Source organism: Cecembia calidifontis (assembly GCF_004216715.1).
GTDB classification, from domain to species: Bacteria; Bacteroidota; Bacteroidia; order Cytophagales; family Cyclobacteriaceae; genus Cecembia_A; species Cecembia_A calidifontis.
Genome location: NZ_SGXG01000001.1, coordinates 4,289,450 through 4,309,634 on the forward strand (window position 1 = coordinate 4,289,450; position 20,185 = coordinate 4,309,634).

Consider the following 20,185-nt stretch of genomic DNA (forward strand, 5'->3'; position numbering starts at 1 on the left):
TTTTACAGCAAGAGATTAACTCCCAGTGCCCAATCTGTGATGATCAGAATGTAGATCATTTTGAAATTCATCATATTGACGAAATTCCCGAAAACAATTCCCCTGACAACCTTTTGATGCTTTGCCCGATTTGCCATTCCAAGATTACAAAAGGTGATATTAGTGAGGAGGAGGTCAAACAAATCAAGAACTATCTTATGATTAAAGCTAAAGGCAAATCCAGTGCAAAGTCATCAAATACCATCAACATCAAAGGCAATGTGTCCAACTCTACAGTGGCCAATTCGATCAGTGCACAGACCATTGTTTATAAATCCAGAAGCAAACCAAAGATGGAATTCGCTGATGGTGCCATAGGTAAAAAAGCGGAATTGAAAAACTATGTGAAGCATCTGATAGATCGATATAACGAATACAAGGAAGGCGATGTTGGTAAATCCAAAATGAACTATGCTGCCATTTGGGGCATCATCAAAAAGGAATTTAAAGCCAGTGCCTACCAAGTCCCAGAAGCCCAGTTTGAGGCTCTATGTTTGTTCCTCCAGCATCGCATCGACAATACAAAGCAAGGCAGGATCAACAGAGGGAAAGGCTTTAAGAACTATTCAACATTTGATGAAATCTATGGTGGAGAGTAAGCAGAGCAATCTTGATTGGCTGAAAAAAAGATGCCCAATTCGTCCTAAAAAGTGGCATACTGAAAAGGTTCTCAGAATAAATGAAATTGAGAACTATAGGTTCTATTCTCGGAATTCAACAAAGACTTACAGAGGAATCATTAGTCCGCTAGATATAAAAGGTATTCAATACGCCTATGCTTATAACGATGAGAGTGATATTACCTGGATTGACTTATTGAACAATTTGAAAAGGTTTAAGGATATTCGTCATTCAAACATGACTCATGAAGAGTTGATCGAGCACGCCCAAAGTGATTACAACGAATCCAGAACAGTTTCAAAGTTTGGCTCTCTTTATTTTACTACCACCGGCCAGCACAGAATGACTTTGTGCAAATTTCTCGATTTGGAAAAAGTTACAGTCCAGATTAACGAGTATACCTTTGATCAAGAAAAATTTAATGCCTATCAGGCTAGAAAGAAATTTGTAAAACAGCTGTTAGATAGAGGTCTAATTTCTGAGGAATTATTAGAATCAGAAATAATGAGTTTTGAACACGGCATAAGCCTGAATATCCGAGGAGTTTTCATCATGATGGGAGACCAAATATTTGATGGGCTTATAAACCTTTACGATGGCCTTAGCACGAACAAAGTATTAATCACTTTTGAATCCTTGATTTATGGTAAGCCTTCTACTTTCAATAATGATGTCAGAAGCCAATCTGATTTACTTCAATTCAAGTACTTTTTAAGAAAGTGTAAAGCGGAATTACTGAGTGATGTCTAACATACATCATGATCTCCTTCAAAGAGAAGCGAATTAAGGTCAATCCCTTACCGAAGATAGTCTCTCCCCACACCCCTGTGCCTCCAGCCTGCTCATTCCGCTGCGCTGCACTCACAAGCTTCCAGCACCGCACAGCAAGAGTAGCACGTTATTCCATTCCACTTCGCTCCATTCCATACCGTGCCACACTTGCTTTTCCCAACCCTGACCCCACGCAGGAAAAGCGGTGTTCGTCTTCCGCCCTCGGCATAGCATCATGCCAGGCCACCACAGCCCATTTTTTGAAAGGGTCTATTTTCTAAGGTCAAAAAATAAGCTGTGTTGCCTTACAGGTCTCCGCTAAAGCTCCGAGCCTGTCATGCTGCTTGCAACTCGGTTGTCATCCTCACGGCAGCCTACTCTGTCTTTTTTGCCGCTTCTCTTCGTTTCGTTGCGCTTGCCAGGCTTTGCAGGAATTGTTTAATTGAAAGCGGTCTGCTTCAGCTTGGCAGTGCTCACTGCACTTCGTTCAGCCGCAAAAAATCCACCGGCTGCCAGTGTTTTTGCTCGCCTGCGGGTCGCTGCGGGCTGCGGGACTGTCATGCTTTTTGCACCAACCCCGGTTCCCAACACACAGGTAATCGCTTATACCCGGCCAACGCTCAAAAGGCAAAAAATCACGCCAGCCCTTGTGTAGTTCCGTTCCATTCCGGGCTTTTGTGGAGGATCAAATTACAAAAGCCCTGCATTCCACTTCACACATAGCAAGCCCCCGCAGTTCGTACCTCACTGCTTTCCGGTCTAGCCCCCTTGCTCCACTCGCAGACGGCTCGCAAGCCTCCGCTCGTTCCTCTCTTCGGCTGGCTTGGCCGTTCGTCCATTACGCTGCGCTCCACAGCCTCCGTCCAGCCGTTTTGGTTTTCCTGCGTTCCCGCACTAAATTCAATTTCCACAGCTAACAATATTGATAATTTATGAATTGTAGAACCAGAAAAAGAAAGGAAGAACTCAACCGAAAATTTTATATTCAACCCGTTAACTACTTAAAACTTCTTAATGGTCAACACAAACAAGGCTGTTGTGGGGCATTGGATGACAAATACTACATCTTTTCGTATAGACCCAGGGGTGATTATGACGCTCAATCGAAATACTTTTTTGTCGGTACTCATTGTGCCAACGAATTTCTAGATATTATCAAACACGACCCACTTCCTCTTTTTAATCCTTTAATACATGAGCAGGGGAATCACTCTCCAGGCAACAGTAATTCTTCCGGATCCAAGGACAAAGCATTAATACATCCCTTCAATCGGGAGCTACTTACCGCAATTAATATGCTTTGTATTTCATGGGATATTATTCCAGAGTCAGGACTCGAAAGCATCGTCAAATTCACCAATAAAAGGTCACCCGACCCTAATCTCAATGGTATTGAGTGGTTTAATGAAATAGTAGGGAAGGATAGACAAAGGCGTTCGTTAAGAATAATGATAGACCAGCTCAGGGAGAATAATGAATTAAAGGATTTAAGGTTTGATGAATTGAACAACTACTTGAATGAAAGAGATATTGTAAATAACATCAATTAGAGCGGGTTCAAAATAACCAAAACATAAAGCAAAGTTACAGGCATGCGGATGTGAGAGCTTGCAAGGGTCCGCTTCGCCTGTTTCAAAAAAAATCTCCACCCTTCAGGTAGTATTTTTTTTTCACAGCCCTTGCCGCAATCACACCGTTCCTGTGATGAAGGGCATTATGTTTAAGTTATTATTTAGAGTCCGTTGCGGCAGCCGGTGGTTGCTGGCGGGCGTTCGCACCTCAGGTCGTCCGTTCCATGCAGGCGTTCAGCATTGTGGTATCACAGATTATACGCTTCGCTTTCTATGGTTCGAGTTGTGCCTTTCAGAGCTTCCCTTTTAGGGGGGCTCTTTTTTTCTCTGGTGTCGGACAAAGAAGAACAAAAACAAAGAGTGCAACTAAGTTAGGCGGGCCGCACTAGGCCAACCCTAATCAGGACCGTCAAGGTCAAGCCCTTCGGGTTTTTGAAAAAATCTCCTCCGCCAATTGGCGGAAGTATTTTTCCAAAAAACCTTGACTGCCCTGTCCATGCCCACCTGACCAAAGGCTTTCTCTTTTCTTTTTTTCCCTTTTTTCTTTTCTCTTTTGAAATGTGTGCGAAGCGCAGCGAGCAAAACTTTAAATGCTCATACTATGCACACTTTTCAGATCAAAACCTACAATGCAGGCTTCTCCAGTGCCCGGCCACATTTCTTCATTTTGTCCAAAGGGCTGAATGCGGGAAAGCCGCTCGATACCCCTTGTCCCAATTGCTTCGCCATCACCACAGAATCGGAAGAGGCACGGAACTTTTATTTCTGGCTCTCTTACGGTCTTTGGCAGGCACAGGCGTTCACGCCACACTTGACCGGTTCTGTTGTCCCATTCATCAGGATAGGTGATGCCAGAGCGGTATTGCTGGCAGGGCAGGAAAAGGCCTTGAAAGACCGTGGGAAGTACCTAAAGTCATTGGCACTCCTTCAGTACTTTGAGAAGAAAGCCAAGATTCTCCAAAAGCAGGTGGAGCTTGTGAAGCAGGTAAAAAGAGCAATTATGTTCCGGATCCTCCTGGAATGAAAAAAGACCCCACGAGGAGGCCTTTTAATTGAGAGGAACACAAACTTTCCCGACTTGCGGGAATCACATCCCCTTCGGAGGTGGATGTTTTCTTTTGAACCGTTGGAATAGCACCTTTAGCAGAATGGACACGGTAAAGCTCACTACCGCTCCAACAGCAGCTAATACACAGGTGTGGAGGATATCCCCGGAGCTGATATTCACCAGGACACTCAGCAACGTGCCTCCGGCAGTTCCTGCCTTCGTGCCTCCTCCACTTACCAGGTTAGCCATCTTTCCTGTCCGCTTTTGCACCATCCTCTACAGTCACCTGACTGACTGCAGTCAGTACCGTCCCACCTACGGTGAGATAGCCGCCCAGGGCAACTATTCCGGCCGGTAAACTGATTGGTGCTGCCAACAGAGCGCCACCAGCTGCCGCTAGTGCCAAACCCACGTTTCGGAGCACTTTGAAAAACTTGGGTGTTGGGGCTTTCGCCCTTTCTATGATCGTCATACGCTTTTTGCTTTTTGAATATTGAGAAATACATTTTCGCCTCTTTCCATGGCCTCAAACACAAGTGTTTTCAGCCTGGAATCGGCAGTTTTGGAATCCGTCCCTTTACCTGGACCGATGACCTTTGAAACCGGGGCTATACAGCCCTTCAGTTCCTTCAGGGCGTCATTGGCAGGGTGAAAAAGGATGCCGCTTCTATTGGGTACATTTTTCACCAGCAAATGCCAGCCCCGTTTATCGGTGTATCGCTTTACAAGCTCATACCTCCCTTCCGGGATGCTCGATACCATCCGCTGGTTTTCCCTCCAGGGAAGCTCGATGGTGGAGCAGACCAGCTGCTCACCATCACAGAGCTTTCCGTTGGTTCCCTCCGGATAATAGCTTCTTGTGAGAATCAATTCCATCCGAACCAACATTAGGTTTGCTGAACTGCAGGAGCACCATCAATAGCCACCAACGCCAGGGCGTTGTAGGAGCCGTTTTTTAGTGGGTAGAAGCTACCGTTCACTTCCTGATAGAACTCCACACCAAAAACCAGCATTAGTGCCTTGGTACTGTTTGCAGGCAAACCATTGGACAGGTTCACCGCAGCTTCCGCCTGTGGCCCGATTTCAATCTCTCCACTTTCAGAAGCAACCAGGGTGAAGTCATCGGCCTCAAAATCAATCTCCACCGCAGCAGATACAAATTTCAGGTGCGTAGCACCTTGAGGCGCAGCAATGGTATTTTGGGGAACAAAGCCCGGCACATTGACTACAGCTTCACCAGTAGCTCTGTCAATACTTGCGTCAAATGGCGCATATATTGTAGCTCCCAGACGGCCATTTGCATTGAATTCAAAGCCCTGCAAAAGCTCCAGCTCACCATCGAGAACGTTCCGTTCTCCACGGGCACTGGTTGCATCCGCTTTGATCACCTTCACCATTTCTTTGGTCAGTCTGGAGGTCAACCGACTGTCAGAGGTACGCAGAAGTAGCGGCCTAAAGGCCGTTCTCAAAGTCCGTCCGGCTGCACCGGCACGGCCAAACTCAGCACCGTTTTCACGGGTACGCTGAAAAGCCGGATCATTCTGGATCCGGTCTTTGTCCACCCCACCCTTTTCCCGGGCCAGGTAGCCATCTTTCGTTTTGTAAAAGGACATGTCACCGACTTTGCCCTTCAACTTGATAATCCCAGCTTGTCTTGCCATATCATTTGAATTTTGATTTGTTGCTTCGTTGCAACTCTTCGAAAATCCGATAATTACGAAGGGCAGACAAAAAACAGGTTCCGGTTAGGAACATTGAATACCGTTTATTCCGAATGGTTCAAAATGAACTGCCAATGGCATTCCGTATATTTACAGTACACCAAAAGCATACATGAAGTATAGATAAAGTATGATCGAAACCAAACGAGCCTGTATTTATCCAAAAGACGTGCAGCGGATCACTGGCAAGAGTGAACGATACGGCAGGAAGCTCCTTAACAGGATTAGGGAGGAGCTTGCTAAAGAGTCACACCAGTTCGTGAGCGTAAACGAATTTTGCGAATTCACTGGCCTTGCACCGTCCATTGTAGAGCGCTACATCACCGATTGACCTTGCCAGATGAAGGCAGTCAAACGGCACTAAAATCTATCGCCAGTTACCAATAAAATTTAGCACTTTTTGCCACGATTTGAACCCAAAAAGCGGGCTTTTTTGTATATTTACAAAGGTTTCGGAGTTCACCAAATGCACTCAAACCAGTTCGAATAAATTGAGAACTGAACGGTGAACCCGCTGAAATTACGTTTTGTAACTTACTGATACATAAAGATTTGCACGAGGTGGTTGTAATCCTGTCACCCCGACAATTGAAATTTAACACTTCACTATGGCTCTTGTAAACACTGTTTTTACAAGAGCTTTTTTTGTATGAAATTTTAAATCCCCGCTTCCAAAGCAGGAACAAGTGACATGGTGCAGGGTGGTTCATATTCTTGAAAATAATGGACAGGGATTTAAAGGCAAAAAATCAATAACTTATGTGATTTTTATCAGGGTTTAAGTCAAAGTTTTAAAATAGCTTAGGGTATATCAAACTAAAACCCTTTTAGCCATGAAAAATAGAGAGCCCGCCAGCAAGATCATGACCACCAAAGTTCATGCTGTACAGGAAAATGATACCTTACAGGATGTGGTTGCCCTATTCAGAAAACACAAAATCAGGCACGTTCCGGTCCTTTCAGGAAAGAAAATTGCCGGAATAATAAGTAGAACAGATATCAATAGATTGACCTTCGGAGCACTATTCGAAAACCAGGAAGGTGCGGATGAAGCAATCTTGGAAATTTTAAGCATTCCTCAGGTGATGACATCCAAACTAAAAGTTGTAAACGCGGAGGATTCCATAAGGGATGTAGCGGAAATCTTTGCCAATGAAGAATTTCATGCCTTACCTGTGGTGGATGGTGAAGAACTCAAAGGAATCGTCACTACCACAGATATCATACAATACATGCTCGATCAGTATTAGGAGATCAATTCACTTTTCTAAGGACTGATCGGTTGCCTGAAACACACTTTTTGATCCCCTTTGACAACATTGGGGACATAAGGAGGCATTGGGGTTGAAGTGAATAGCTTTTTTCAATGCCTCTTTTGCATGTTGATAATGGCCTATATATTCTCTTTTTTCGACAGGTGGTAAGGACAAACAGTTCCTGTCATGTATTTCATAAATGCCGTTTGGATTACTTTCAATTGATATGTAAAAGAATTTCATATGTACATGTTTATTTCCAAAATTAAGCCTATGCTACCTTAAAAAAAATACCCTGTATAGGGTATTTTTTACTTAAAAAAAGCGGTTTTATTCAACTCGATAGTAGATTAGTCATGTTTTTGACCCAATCTCTGATCTTCTCATCGGCATACTGTCAATGGTTTTAAAAATGTAACCCCAATCCAATTCTCCTTCTTTACGCAATTTAACCCCTCCATCTAAACCTATCAGCACCCAGCATGCCTCCTCACAGGATGCCCCAAATTTTTTTCTGATTTCTGAAATGTAAGCATTTGAAAAATCTACCTGAGAATTGGAATTTAGGATCTCATCAAAAACAAAATAAACTATTTTTCTTTCCCTGACTCCCTCCTCCAATTCATGGCTTAATTTTGGAAAAGTCCCCGACTTTCCTGGAAAGTAAAGGACAATCCGGTTCTTCCATCGAAGGTCCTCAATTTTTTGGGGCTTTTCTCCCATCATCATTGCCATTAGAAAAAAACAAAGAAGAAATCTCATTACCTAATAACCGTTGTAGCCCGGCATTGGTTTTCAATGATTTGCAAAAAAGACAACTTTTAACTTCTGTTTTGTCGAAAACCACTTCTACTTTCTTCTTAGCTCAATAACTGTAATTTCAGGCCAGATACCTACCCTTCCTGAAAAAGCATGGAAACCAAAACCACGGTTAACATACAGATATCTCCCATTGAAAGAGGTCAAACCTGCCCAATTGGGATACCTGTATTGAACAGGGCTCCATCTGATAATCGGAGTTTCTATTCCAAATTGCATCCCATGGGTATGTCCCGAAAGGGTCAGGTGAACGGTATTCTTTTGTCTTTTCACCTCTTCATCCCAATGGGATGGATCATGTGAAAGCAATATTTTAAACTCATCGGAAGATGTTCCTTCCATTGCTTTTTCCAAGTCCCCTCTTGCACCGAAACCCACTCCCCAGTTTTCAACTCCCAACAAAACCAGATGCTGCCCATCTTTTTCAATCCGCACGTTTTCATTTCTAAGCAATTGAAAACCTAATCTTTCATGTTGCTTTAGAAAGGACTTAAAATTCTCTTCTTTGGCCTCTTTGCTTGGCCATGGGATGTAATCCCCATAATCATGGTTCCCAATAATGGAAAACTGTCCATAGGCTGCTTTTATTTTTGAAAATTGCTCAATAAAGGGATCTATTTCATCGGCCCTGTGATTGACCAAATCACCTGTAAACACAAATAGATCAGACCCCTGTTCCATAGCCAGATCAATGCCTTTTTGGACATGGTTTGGATTTTTAAAACTGCCTATATGAATATCCGAAATCTGAGTAATGGTAAATCCATCAAAAGCCTCCGGCAAATCTTCAAAATAGATGGTCTCCTTATGTACTTTAAAATTGTGTTTTCCGAAAGCCATTCCATAGACAAAACCAAAAAAAGGAATCATGGCCACACTGACAGCCACTATACTCACCCAGGTCTTTCTGCTTGGAAAAACGAAATTCTCTGAGCCATTGGACAAGTACAACACTCCTGCCTGAATGTTTCTGAAAATATCCTCTGCAAAAAGGAAAATAATACAAACTAACTGGGTGACCACTACCGTTAGAAAAACATTCAGTAGGGTTTGGGTAGAAAGTGTAAACTCACCTGTAATGGAAATTTTGACAAATGTATAGATATACCAGACCGAGATTCCACCAAATACCAACCAATAGCCAATGTGGACTGCATTTCTGTATTTTTCTGTGGAAATTCCCTGAGAAAGTGTCTTTACCGCCTGGAATACATACCAGTTCAAAAAAGTAGAAAATAATAAAATCGCCAAGAGGAAAATAGTGGCTCCCAATAAATTCATATGAATGTGTCTAGTTTTCATCTAAATACTAAGCTTGACCCAAAATGGTTCCAAAAAGATTATCAGTTATTCAAAAAATCAAAGCAACTTGATCCACACCTCAGTTTTTAGATCAGTTAAGGCGGTCCCGCCAAAGGAACCCTGGACAGGTGCGACCAATTCCGGGGAATAGCCTGCAGCCAGGGGGATATAATGATTATCTGAAAACAATCCCAAACTCGGATCTAAACCCACCCATCCAGCACCAGGAAGAAAAACCTCCACCCATGCATGCAATTCATGGCCTTCTGTCAACTCAGGATTGAAAGCATAGCCACTGACAAACCGTGATGCAAGACCTACATTTCTCAGCATATGCACAAGCATCCAGCTGAGGTCCCTACAGGAGCCCTTTTTTTGATCAAAAGTAAAATCCGGAGACCAAAGACTTTGCTCTTCCCTTATAATATGCCCCCATTGGGCATGGATACTCTCTGTCAATGAAAACAAAAAAGCAACCATATCCCCAGAGGCCTTGATGAGACGGTGGACATACCTTTGAAATGCTTCATGGGTGTCTGTTTCCAGAAAGGCTTTCAGAAAAATATGTTTTTCTGGGCTGTATTGGAAAAATGAAAAAGGATATGTTATAAACTCAGTAAAAAGAAAACCAAATGGGTTGAAAGGTTTGAGTTCGATGATATAATCTGCATCAATAGACAAATGATCCGTTTCCTCCTGAAACCAAGTTTGGTAATGCGCATTGCCCATCATATCTATCCTTTCATGAATGGCAATTGGCTCCGGATCACATTTAATCTGCCCCTTTTCAATCTGAAAGTAAGACCTTTGCTGGGGGATTAAAAATAAAAAATGTGGATTCAGTATTACATTTTCAGAATATTGGTACTGCGTAAAGTGCTGAATCTCCAATCTCATGAATTGTCCGTTGAATGCGAAACTTCAAAAAATGCTTTTTCCAATACTTCCGCAGGAAGTTCCTTGATGGCCTCTTTAATTCTTTCATTCCAAAAATTGGAAATATGCTCCAATTCCTTTTGTTCAAATCTCCTCTCCACAGTATGGTAGTGGTCATTTTGCAGGACCACTGTGTCAATGGGATAATCCACATCATTGGCTGATATCCTCGTGGCATCAAATGCTAAAAAAGCACATTTCATTGCATATTCCAGAGAATCCTCATAATGCAGTGAGCGGCGGAGTACCGGATTACCTGCACCGGTATTACCGATAGACACAAAAGGGGTTCCCCTTCTGATTTCAATCCAGTTGCCCTGAGGATAAAGCAGGTAAAGTTTAGGGGACTTGTCTTCTTCCAATTGGCCTCCGATTATGGAAAACAGATTGAAAGAAAGTCCTGCATCTTCCAGATTTCTCTTATCCTCCTCCGCTACGCGCTTCACTTGATTCCCAAACTCATTCACCATCTTATATAATTTGGTGAAATCCTGGTCCTGCTCTTCAATCATCTCAGAAAAATAGGTGATTGCCTTGTCCCTCACCGATCTCAAACCTGAGGTCATGATAAAAAAAGTGTGCTTTTCTCTGTTTACGGTAAATACCTTTTTGGAAGTGGTGGTCTCAGTTCCGGAAGTAATTCTGGTATCTGAAAGCCCTACAATCCCATATTTTGTTTTTATTCCAAGGCAATAGGTCATTCCTGCATGCTATTTTGAGATATAAAGTTATCCTTAATTTGGAAGAAGTTGGCATTTATCTTATCAGAAACCTTATTTATTTTCATTTGGAGACTGTCGATGTATTCATGCAGGCCATTTTCAATGATTTCGGACACATCTGTAAATTCCAGCTGGGACCTGAGTTCTCCAATTGCTTTCTCAGCAGAATTTTTATATCCGGTATCATGGTTACCGGAAATTTTATGCAGGCAGTTCTCCGCTTCCCTTAAGCAATAAAATACTGACCTTGGAAAATACTTGTTCAAAAGTAAGAACTCGACCACTTTGGCAGGCTCTATATTCCCGTACAACCTTCTATAGGTATTAAATGCGGTCACTGATTTAAGCAAAGCTGTCCAATGCAGGAAATCCAAGGGTGTGCCTACCAAGTTAGGCGATGGAAGAAGGATATGGTATTTGACATCCATTATCCTACTGGTCTTATCTGCTCTTTCCAAAAACAAACCCAATTGCCTGAAATACCAGCCCTCTGTCCTTGCTACGGTGCTGTCCGCCAATCCATACAAAAGCAGTACCTGGTTTTTGACACTTTCGAAAAAAGACCTTGGATCTTCTTTGCTCCAGTCCTTTTTATCGGATCTTTTTTTCACATAATGATAGAGCTCATTCAATTTCTCCCAAGTTTCCTTGGTGAGGTTTTCCCTGATCACACGGGCATTTTCTCGGGCAAAATTGATGCTTGAAATAATCGAATTGGGATTATCGGTATCAAAGGTCAGGAAATAAACCACATCTTTCCTATCAAAAGATTGGTACTTTTTCAAATACAGTTCATCATCGCCCGTAGCATAAACCAAAGGCTCCCACTGGGCCTTCATATCAGGAGGGAGGTCCAACATCAGATTGTAATTGACATCGATAAATCTGGCATAATTCTCGGCCCTTTCTAAGTACCTTCCCAGCCAGTATATAGAATCAGCGACTCGGCTTAGCATATTTTCTCAATTCAAAGTTTTACATCAATTATAAAGCACCCAGGTATCTTTACTTCCACCACCTTGGGAACTGTTCACGACCAATGACCCCTTTTTCAGGGCCACTCTGGTCAAAGCACCCGGAATCACTTCAATTTCTTCTCCATAAAGAATATAAGGTCTGAGGTCCACATGCCTTCCCTGCAATCCTTCTTCTGTCCAGGTAGGGACAGTGGACAGGGACAAGGTGGGCTGGGCAATGTAATTGGTAGGATTTTTTTTGATCAATTCCCTGAATTTGGAATGTTCTTCTTTACTTGCTTTGGGACCGATAAGCATACCATATCCCCCTGCAGCATTGGTTTCTTTGACCACCAACTGCTCAATATTTTCCAGCACATATTTCCTGTCCTTCTCCTCCCTGCAGAGAAAAGTGGGAACATTTTCCAAGATGGGATCCTCCCCTAAATAGTATTTTATTAGCCTTGGAACGTAAGCATAAACAGCCTTGTCATCCGCCACTCCTGTACCAGGCGCATTGGCAATAGAAATATTTCCAGCTTTATAGGCCTCAAAAATCCCAGGTAAACCTAACATAGAATGCGGATTGAAAGTCAGAGGATCTAAAAAAGTATCATCAATCCTCCTGTACAACACATCTATTTGTTCCAAGCCTTTAGTGGTCTGCATAAATACTTTTTTCCCCTTGGTAACCAGATCTACGCCTGACACCAATTCCACTCCCATTTGCAGGGCAAGGTAGGAATGCTCAAAATAGGCAGAATTGTAAATTCCAGGAGTCAAAACCCCAACAACCGGCTTATCCTTGTTGGAAATGTATTGAAGCATTTTCAACAACTTGACGGGGTAATCCGATACCGGCATTACTCCCAACTTATTGAACAGATCGGGATAAGCCCTTTTGATAATTTCCCTGCTTTCCAACATATAGGATACTCCTGAAGGACAACGGAGGTTATCTTCCAGGATATAATAATTTCCGTCATTGTTCCTTACTAAATCTGTCCCTGTAATATGGCACCAAATACCCTTGGGAGGTGTCAGGCCTACGCAGGGCTTGAGGTAATCTTTACTTCCCAGCACAAGGTCCTCTGGAATGACTTTATCTTTCAATGCTTTTTGGTCATTGTAGATATCCTGTATGAAAAGATTAAGGGCATAAATTCTTTGCTTCAATCCTGCCTCCAACCGTACCCACTCCTGTTTGGGAATAATCCTCGGGATGATGTCCAAATGCAGAATTTTCTCAATGCCTTGGTTGTCGTGGTAGACATTGAAAGTCATTCCCATAGCAACCTGATTTTTGTTGGCCGCATGTTGGAGCTGGGATATTCTTTTTGAACTGGTTTTTTCTAAAACTTTCAGAAATTCCTGGTAATGCCCTCTACATTTACCCTCACCAGTGAACATTTCATCAAAATTCTCACCTACCTCGTATTTTTTTGTATCCATTTTTGAAAATCCATAAAATCCATGTAGCCTATCAAGCTAAGATTTTTAATTGAGATTCAAAAATCCCATGGTATCGAAATCAAGGATTGGAAAGAATTTCCCAAAAAAAGTATGAAACCCAGATGATGAATTAGACTACTTCGTTCCCTTTTCAGATTGATTTAAGGAAGCGTTCAAAAAAAAATAATAAGGCATGAGAAATAACCTCTCTCATGCCTGTTGTTCGAATTGGGAAAACCTTTAATCCCAAAAATTGAATTGGAATATTAAAGCCTTAGGAAATGGTTGCCCCATTGGCCAAGGACTGATGAGGTTGAAGGAGTTTCAAGCTTCCATCCCGGTCTTCTGCCATCAGAATCATACCTTCGGAATCAATTCCCATCATCTTTCTGGGTGCCAGATTGATCAACATCACCACCTGCTTGCCCACCAAGTCTTCTGGATTGAAATGCTCAGCCACTCCTGACAATACAGTCCTTTTCCCAAGTCCAGTATCAATTGTCAGCTTCAAAAGCTTCTTCGATTTAGGCATGGGCTCCGCTTCCAATACCTGTACCACCCTCATATCCAGTTTGGCAAAATCATCGTAAGTAATGATATCCTTCATGGGAGCAGCCTGGGCATTTGCCAACTCATTTTGCTTTTTGGCTTCCAACAATTTGTTCACCTGTGCTTCCACTACATTATCTTCCACTTTATCGAAAAGCAATTCAGCAGGCTGGATTTTAGCATCACCTTTAAGCAAATCAGAAGTTCCTGCATCCTGCCAATTTAAGCCTTGCAGATTGAACATTCCAAAGATTTTGGCAGCAGTAAACGGGAGAAACGGTTCCGCCACAATGGCCAGATTAGCTGCAATATTCAATGCAATATTAAGTACCGTTCCTGTTCTTTCGGGGTCGGTTTTGATCGTTTTCCAAGGCTCTGTGTCTGCCAGGTATTTATTACCCATACGGGCGAAATCCATCACAAAAGAAAGCGCTTCACGGAACCTGTACCGCTCTATAGATGCAGCGATTTTTTCAGGGAATGCCTTCAATTCCTCCAGCACTTCCCTGTCAATTTGTTCCAAGGCAGCAACAGTAGGAACTTTCCCTTCAAAGAACTTGTGCGTCAGGACAACTGCCCTGTTGACAAAATTTCCAAAAATAGCTACCAGTTCGGAGTTATTCCTTGATTGGAAATCCTTCCAGGTAAAGTCGTTATCCTTAGTTTCAGGAGCATTGGCGGTCAACACATAACGAAGCACGTCCTGCTTACCCGGAAATTCCTGAAGATATTCATGTAACCACACCGCCCAGTTTCTTGAAGTTGAAATTTTATCTCCTTCCAAATTCAGAAACTCATTGGCCGGTACATTATCCGGTAATACATACCCGCCATGGGTCTTTAGAATGGCCGGGAAAATGATACAGTGGAATACAATATTGTCTTTTCCGATAAAGTGCACCAGCTTGGTATCCTCATCTTTCCAATAGGGTTCCCAGTCGATACCTTTCTCTGCTGCCCATTCTTTGGTGGAAGAAATATAGCCAATCGGGGCATCAAACCATACGTAAAGTACCTTTCCTTCTGCACCTTCTACCGGAACTGGAATCCCCCAGTCCATATCTCTGGTCATGGACCTTGCCTGTAGTCCCTCACCTGCTTCCAACCATGAGCGGCATTGTCCCAGCACATTGTTTTTCCAATCGGACTCATGCTCGACCAAAATCCAGTTTTTCAGAAAATCTGTATATCTCGCCAAATCGAGAAACCAATGCTTGGTCTCTTTTAGAACCGGAGTACTGCCGGACAATTTGGATTTAGGATTGATCAGTTCGGTCGGGCTGAGAGAGGAGCCGCATTTCTCACATTGATCACCATAAGCGCCCTCATTTCCACATTTTGGGCAAGTGCCTTCGATATAGCGGTCAGCCAAAAACTGACCTGCCTCCTCATCGAAATATTGCTGGGTAGTCTGCTCCAGAAACTCGCCTTTTTCATAAAGGTCCCTGAAAAATCCAGAAGCTGTCTCATGGTGGATTTTAGCAGAAGTCCTTGAATAATGATCGAAACTGATTCCAAATTCCTTGAAACTTTGTTTCATCATTTCATGGTATCTGTCCACCACTTCCTGTGGTGAAATACCCTCTTTTCTGGCTTTGATGGTAATGGCGACCCCATGTTCGTCCGATCCACAGACAAAGGCTACATCCTTTTCATTGGAACGCAGGTACCTGACATAAATATCCGATGGAATATAACAGCCGGCCAAATGCCCGATATGGAGCGGTCCATTGGCATAAGGCAGGGCAGCAGTGATGGTATATCTTTTAAATGATTTATTTTTCATGGATTGCAAAGATAGGGAATTGGATGATTTGGAGGCCATCAAACTTTTCGGAATTCGGCTTTGGCCTCATCAGTCAGGATACCCTGATAAATGATCTGAATGATCTGATCATAAATGTCCGCAGTGCTTAATTCTAATTTTTGGCTCATTTCATCAGGAAACTGGGACAAAAATCTGGGGTCAATCAGGTTCTGAATGGCAGATGCATACATCAGGACCACCAAGCTCACATTTACCTGAGAAGATATAAACCCCTTTTCCACTCCTTCCTGAATCAGCCTTTGAAAACGGAGATAGGCCGACTGCCTGATATATCCTTGGAGTTCTTTCCAAATTTCAGGGGCATGTTCTCTCAAATCTTCTAACAATTCCGGATTGATAGGGGCCAGATCGGTCGCCACGATGGTCAGCATAGACTTTAACTTGGCGGTATAGGGAATGTATTTGTTGTCCAACAGGCTTTCTACCTTAATGGACAGCCTGCTTTTCAACATATCAAAGGTAGCCGCCAGCAACTCCATTTTACCAGGATAAAACTTATACAGGGTCTTCTTGCTCATGGATAGCCCTTGGGCAATATCATCCATGGTGGTTTTCCTGTATCCCTGAACTAAAAAAAGCCTGTAGGCTGCCTCTAAAATTTTAGATTCAATATCTGCTTTTTTACTCATAGTAGGGTTTATGGATTTCAAATATAGCTAATCCCAAAGATTTCCCTGAGCCATCAATTAAAAAGGATTCAATATCGAGGATTCCTTTGAGTTTCCTTGGACAAAGTTTAATTTTGAACGGATAGCCAAAAATTATTTTGAAAATCATGACCCCAGAGCAGGCAAAAGCTAGGATTGAAGAACTCACCCGGCAGATAAATTACCACAACCATCTTTATTATCAGGAAGATAGAACAGAGATTTCAGATTTTGAATTTGACAAACTTTTAGAGGAGCTCATCCGACTGGAAAAAGAATTTCCCCAGTTTCTGGAACCTGATAGTCCCAGCCAAAGAGTAGGCGGGACCATTACCAAAGAATTTGAAACTGCTTTGCATGAATACCGCATGCTTTCTTTGGGCAACACCTATTCCGAGGAAGAATTGAATGCTTTTGATGAAAGGGTGGCAAAAGGCCTGGGGCATAGAAATTATGAGTATTTCTGTGAACTGAAATTTGATGGAGTGGCCATCAGCCTGGTTTATGAAAACGGCAAATTGGTAAGAGCAGTGACCCGGGGAGATGGCACCAGAGGGGATGTGGTCACTGAAAACGTCAAAACCATAAAAAATATTCCTTTGCATGTCAAAGGGAACGACATCCCTGCAAAATTTGAGGTCCGTGGGGAGATTTTTCTGCCCAAGAAGGAGTTTGAAAAAATAAACGCCGAACGCGAAGCAAACAGGGAACCTTTGCTGGCCAACCCAAGGAATGCAGCATCTGGAACCTTAAAAATGCAGGACAGTGCCATCGTGGCAAAAAGAAGGCTGAATTGTTATTTTTACCAGCTTTTGGGTGAAGACATTGGGGTCAACAAACATGATGAAGCTATACATTTGATTGAAAAATGGGGTTTCAATGTATCCCCAACCTACACCAAATGTAAAAATATGGAGGAGGTATTCCGCTATATTACCCTATGGAAAGAAAAGCGATTTGAATTGCCACTCGATACAGATGGCGTAGTTTTGAAAATCAACGATTATGACCAAAGGGAAGAATTAGGCTTTACTGCCAAAATCCCAAGATGGGCAATTGCTTTCAAGTACCAGACAGAGAGTGCCGCTAGTGAACTTCTATCCATCACTTATCAAGTTGGAAGGACCGGGGCCATTACTCCCGTCGCCAATCTGGCTCCTGTGCTTTTGGCTGGCACTACCGTCAAAAGGGCATCCCTCCACAATGCCAATGAAATTGAAAGGCTTGGACTGTATGAAGGGGATACAGTGATGGTAGAAAAAGGAGGGGAAATTATCCCAAAAATCACCGGGGTGGTGCTTGAAAAAAGAAAACCTGGCTCCAAACCCATTGCCTATATCGATCATTGTCCGGAATGCGAAACACCCTTGATTAGAAAGGAAGGAGAAGCCAAACATTTCTGTCCGAATGCCAAAGGCTGCCCTCCACAGATATTGGGAAGAATAGAGCATTTTGTCCATAAGAGGGCCATGGATATTGATTCGCTCGGAACTGAAAGGATCAAAACCCTGATCGATCAGAAATACATCAGCAATTTTGCAGACCTGTATGAACTGGAAAGCAAAGCAGACCAACTTCTTGGATTGGAAATGAGCCAGGATCAATACCAAAAATCTGACGATGGCTATTTGTTTATTTCACTTCCCAAGGCATTCTTTGCCCTCACGGAGGGATTATCCCTGACTTCCATCCAGAAATTCTGTGAACGCTATGCTGAACAACCCCTTAGAGAAGTTTTGGATAATTTTGAAATGTTTATCCGAACTTCAAATAAAAAGGTCGCCCAGAATATTGGCACCATCAGAAAGCTGGAAGAAATACTGTTTACCAGCCATTTGCCTCAAATGGAAGATTACCTTCCAGTCCCTGTAGTATTAAATGTGCTGATAGGTAACTGGATCTCATTAGAGGATTTGATAAAAGCTTCATTGCATGAGAATACAGTCCATGGAATTATGATCAAACTGAACCTTCCCATCAGCAGTGAACAGGAAGAGCGGATCAAAAAAATGAAAGCCAACACATTCCAGGAAGGGGTGATTACCAATATGCTGGAAGGTATAAGGGCATCTAAAGCGCAACCTTTTGAAAGGGTACTCTTTGCTCTGGGGATTAGGAATATCGGAGAAAACACTGCCCAGATTTTAGCGAGACATTTCAAAAACATTGACAATCTTAAGGAAGCAAATACTGAAGAATTGTTGGCGATTAACGGGGTCGGCGAGACCTTGGTGGAAAGTATTCATGCCTACTTTAAGGACCCTGAAAATCTTCAAATTATCGAAAGGCTCAAAGCCCATGGCCTGAAATTTGAAGTGGAAGCCACAGAAAAAGCTCTGGAAAGTGAAGTATTAAAAGGCTTGAAGATTCTCGCTTCGGGAAAATTGAACCATTTCAAGCGGGATGAGATTATAGACTTTATTGAAGCCAATGGAGGCCAATACCTGAAAGCTGTCTCCAAATCGCTTGACTTCATCATAGAAGGTGAAGACATGGGACCAAGTAAAAAAGAAAAAGCCGAAAAACTTGGGATCAAGATGATATCAGAAGAAGAATTTCTTCAGTTGGTGGGTAAAAAATCTTAAAAATGAAGTGGATTAAAGATTGGATGGTAAAAAGGCAGGTAAATGCAAAACTTCATATGCTCAAAGCAAAGGATGTAAGGATTCCACAGGAAATAAAAACCATAGGCATTATTGCTGCCTCCTCTGCTGATTTTGAGCTCACCAAAGAAACCGTACGCCAACTATGGGGATATAAAGTAAGGGTCATCGGGTTTTATTATGAAGAAAATAAGGATCAGCCAGTAGACAGTATGTCTTACAAGCATTTCGACCTTCTGGGAAACCCAACAGCATATTTCAATGCATTTATGACTGAAAAGTTGGATATAATTTTGGTCCCATCTTTACACCTTAATCCATATTTGCGTTATTTGCTGCTCTCAAATAAATGTAATTTCAATTTGGGCTTTTATACAGAAGAAAATGAACCCTATCTGGACTTGATGTTGCAGTACGGAGAGGGAGATTTGGAAAAAAATATTTATCAGTTGATCAATTATTTACATAAAATACAAGAGGCATGTTAAAATTTCATGGCACAGGTGTAGCCTTAATCACCCCATTTAATGACGATTTTTCAATAGATTATGAAGGTTTAAAAAGAGTAATCGACCACGTCATCAAGGGAGGATCTGATTATTTGGTGGTGCAGGGTACTACGGGTGAAACCGCCACATTGTCCAGGGAAGAAAAAAGAGCCGTTCTCAAAGCATCCATTGAATATACTGCTGGAAGAATTCCAATCGTATATGGTATAGGAGGAAATAATACCCAGGCAATCCTGGATGAAATCAGGACCACAGACTTTGCAGGAGTGGACGCCATCCTTTCGGTAAGCCCTTATTACAATAAACCTTCCCAGGCCGGCATCATAGCCCACTACCAAGCCATTGCAGATGCTTGTCCAGTGCCTGTTATATTGTACAATGTGCCAGGCAGGACCATGTCCAACCTGACCTACCAGACCACAGTGGAACTGTCCAAACACCCCAATATCATAGGTATCAAAGAGGCCAGCGGTGACTTATCCCAATGCATGAGAATTGCAGCCAAGGTACCTTCTGATTTCCTCATCATCTCAGGGGATGATATTTTAACACCTTCCTTAAGGGTAATTGGTGGTCATGGAGTGATTTCAGTACTTGCCAATGCCTATCCTGAAATATTCAGGGAGATCTCACATGCTGACTATGATACAGCAAAAAAAGCTGCATTTAAACTTTTGGATGTAAATCCTATGATGTACGAAGAAGGGAATCCTGTGGGATTGAAGTACCTTATGCAGGAATTGGGATTATGTGGGGAAACGGTAAGACTTCCTTTAGTCAAAGGTTCCGAAAACCTGAAAGAAAGAATCAGGAAATATATGCCCCGCTAATATTG

Annotated in this window: 22 protein-coding genes; 8 read left to right on the top strand and 14 right to left on the bottom strand. The window is 42.5% G+C overall.

Features of this window, described 5'->3' with window-relative positions; all coding sequences use genetic code 11:
• Positions 1-2 precede the first annotated feature (2 nt).
• Positions 3-137, bottom strand: coding sequence for a hypothetical protein (locus BC751_RS22610; RefSeq protein WP_278043593.1), 135 nt, complete (start codon positions 135-137; stop codon positions 3-5).
• On the opposite strand from BC751_RS22610, the gene BC751_RS22505 reads away from it, so the two are divergent.
• The 4 genes from BC751_RS22505 to BC751_RS18565 all read left to right on the top strand — a co-directional run bounded on the left by BC751_RS22505 (position 84) and on the right by BC751_RS18565 (position 4,026).
• A complete protein-coding gene (locus BC751_RS22505; protein ID WP_423191596.1) occupies positions 84-638 on the top strand; it encodes a hypothetical protein in 555 nt (184 codons plus the stop codon). The two genes, BC751_RS22610 and BC751_RS22505, sit on opposite strands and share 54 nt — an antisense overlap.
• A complete protein-coding gene (locus tag BC751_RS18555) occupies positions 625-1,410 on the top strand; it encodes a hypothetical protein (RefSeq protein ID WP_130276927.1) in 786 nt (261 codons plus the stop codon). The genes BC751_RS22505 and BC751_RS18555 overlap by 14 nt, the downstream gene beginning before the upstream one ends.
• Before the next feature lie 953 nt (positions 1,411-2,363).
• Positions 2,364-2,981 (top strand): hypothetical protein, encoded by a 618-nt coding sequence (locus BC751_RS18560; protein ID WP_106565252.1) that lies wholly within the window; start codon positions 2,364-2,366, stop codon positions 2,979-2,981.
• Positions 2,982-3,603: 622 nt separating this feature from the next.
• The gene (locus tag BC751_RS18565; protein WP_106565250.1) at positions 3,604-4,026 is read left to right on the top strand and encodes a DUF6943 family protein; all 423 of its coding nucleotides are present in this window, start codon (positions 3,604-3,606) and stop codon (positions 4,024-4,026) included.
• A gap of 63 nt (positions 4,027-4,089) precedes the next feature.
• On the opposite strand, the gene BC751_RS18570 is transcribed toward BC751_RS18565, so the two are convergent.
• The 4 genes from BC751_RS18570 to BC751_RS18585 are packed head-to-tail and all read right to left on the bottom strand — an operon-like array spanning position 4,090 to position 5,711.
• A complete protein-coding gene (locus BC751_RS18570; protein WP_084121501.1) occupies positions 4,090-4,299 on the bottom strand; it encodes a hypothetical protein in 210 nt (69 codons plus the stop codon).
• Positions 4,292-4,522 (bottom strand): hypothetical protein, encoded by a 231-nt coding sequence (locus tag BC751_RS18575; RefSeq protein ID WP_084121500.1) that lies wholly within the window; start codon positions 4,520-4,522, stop codon positions 4,292-4,294. The genes BC751_RS18570 and BC751_RS18575 overlap by 8 nt, the downstream gene beginning before the upstream one ends.
• The gene (locus tag BC751_RS18580) at positions 4,519-4,938 is read right to left on the bottom strand and encodes a DUF5675 family protein (RefSeq protein ID WP_242617537.1); all 420 of its coding nucleotides are present in this window, start codon (positions 4,936-4,938) and stop codon (positions 4,519-4,521) included. Before BC751_RS18580 ends, BC751_RS18575 begins: the two co-directional genes overlap by 4 nt.
• Positions 4,938-5,711, bottom strand: a complete 774-nt coding sequence (locus BC751_RS18585; protein ID WP_106565249.1) for a hypothetical protein — start codon at positions 5,709-5,711, stop codon at positions 4,938-4,940. Before BC751_RS18585 ends, BC751_RS18580 begins: the two co-directional genes overlap by 1 nt.
• Before the next feature lie 893 nt (positions 5,712-6,604).
• Between BC751_RS18585 and BC751_RS18595 the strand changes: the two genes are divergently transcribed.
• Complete coding sequence (locus BC751_RS18595; protein WP_130276928.1) at positions 6,605-7,021, top strand: CBS domain-containing protein; 417 nt, start codon at positions 6,605-6,607, stop codon at positions 7,019-7,021.
• A gap of 9 nt (positions 7,022-7,030) precedes the next feature.
• On the opposite strand, the gene BC751_RS18600 is transcribed toward BC751_RS18595, so the two are convergent.
• The 9 genes from BC751_RS18600 to BC751_RS18640 all read right to left on the bottom strand — a co-directional run bounded on the left by BC751_RS18600 (position 7,031) and on the right by BC751_RS18640 (position 16,220).
• Complete coding sequence (locus BC751_RS18600) at positions 7,031-7,270, bottom strand: hypothetical protein (protein WP_130276929.1); 240 nt, start codon at positions 7,268-7,270, stop codon at positions 7,031-7,033.
• A 111-nt stretch (positions 7,271-7,381) separates the two neighbouring features.
• Positions 7,382-7,789, bottom strand: coding sequence for a DUF4174 domain-containing protein (locus tag BC751_RS18605; protein ID WP_130276930.1), 408 nt, complete (start codon positions 7,787-7,789; stop codon positions 7,382-7,384).
• Between the two features lie 87 nt (positions 7,790-7,876).
• Complete coding sequence (locus tag BC751_RS18610) at positions 7,877-9,127, bottom strand: metallophosphoesterase (protein WP_130277644.1); 1,251 nt, start codon at positions 9,125-9,127, stop codon at positions 7,877-7,879.
• A gap of 78 nt (positions 9,128-9,205) precedes the next feature.
• The gene (locus tag BC751_RS18615) at positions 9,206-10,045 is read right to left on the bottom strand and encodes a transglutaminase family protein (protein WP_130276931.1); all 840 of its coding nucleotides are present in this window, start codon (positions 10,043-10,045) and stop codon (positions 9,206-9,208) included.
• Positions 10,042-10,785, bottom strand: a complete 744-nt coding sequence (locus tag BC751_RS18620) for a proteasome-type protease (protein ID WP_130276932.1) — start codon at positions 10,783-10,785, stop codon at positions 10,042-10,044. The genes BC751_RS18615 and BC751_RS18620 overlap by 4 nt, the downstream gene beginning before the upstream one ends.
• A complete protein-coding gene (locus BC751_RS18625) occupies positions 10,782-11,762 on the bottom strand; it encodes an alpha-E domain-containing protein (protein WP_130276933.1) in 981 nt (326 codons plus the stop codon). The genes BC751_RS18620 and BC751_RS18625 overlap by 4 nt, the downstream gene beginning before the upstream one ends.
• A 24-nt stretch (positions 11,763-11,786) precedes the next feature.
• Positions 11,787-13,214 (bottom strand): circularly permuted type 2 ATP-grasp protein, encoded by a 1,428-nt coding sequence (locus tag BC751_RS18630; RefSeq protein ID WP_130276934.1) that lies wholly within the window; start codon positions 13,212-13,214, stop codon positions 11,787-11,789.
• 274 nt (positions 13,215-13,488) lie between these two features.
• Positions 13,489-15,549: a methionine--tRNA ligase gene (gene metG, locus BC751_RS18635; RefSeq protein ID WP_130276935.1), complete on the bottom strand. Its 2,061-nt coding sequence runs from the start codon at positions 15,547-15,549 to the stop codon at positions 13,489-13,491.
• Positions 15,550-15,587: 38 nt separating this feature from the next.
• Positions 15,588-16,220 (bottom strand): TetR/AcrR family transcriptional regulator, encoded by a 633-nt coding sequence (locus BC751_RS18640; protein WP_130276936.1) that lies wholly within the window; start codon positions 16,218-16,220, stop codon positions 15,588-15,590.
• 146 nt (positions 16,221-16,366) lie between these two features.
• Here BC751_RS18640 and ligA point away from each other — a divergent pair, with 146 nt between their 5' ends.
• From ligA to dapA, 3 genes are read left to right on the top strand one after another with little or no spacing between them, the layout of a single operon-like run.
• A complete protein-coding gene (gene ligA / locus BC751_RS18645; protein ID WP_130276937.1) occupies positions 16,367-18,823 on the top strand; it encodes an NAD-dependent DNA ligase LigA in 2,457 nt (818 codons plus the stop codon).
• 2 nt (positions 18,824-18,825) lie between these two features.
• The gene (locus BC751_RS18650; RefSeq protein ID WP_130276938.1) at positions 18,826-19,329 is read left to right on the top strand and encodes a DUF6913 domain-containing protein; all 504 of its coding nucleotides are present in this window, start codon (positions 18,826-18,828) and stop codon (positions 19,327-19,329) included.
• Positions 19,323-20,180 (top strand): 4-hydroxy-tetrahydrodipicolinate synthase, encoded by an 858-nt coding sequence (gene dapA / locus BC751_RS18655; RefSeq protein ID WP_130276939.1) that lies wholly within the window; start codon positions 19,323-19,325, stop codon positions 20,178-20,180. The genes BC751_RS18650 and dapA overlap by 7 nt, the downstream gene beginning before the upstream one ends.
• Positions 20,181-20,185 lie beyond the last annotated feature (5 nt).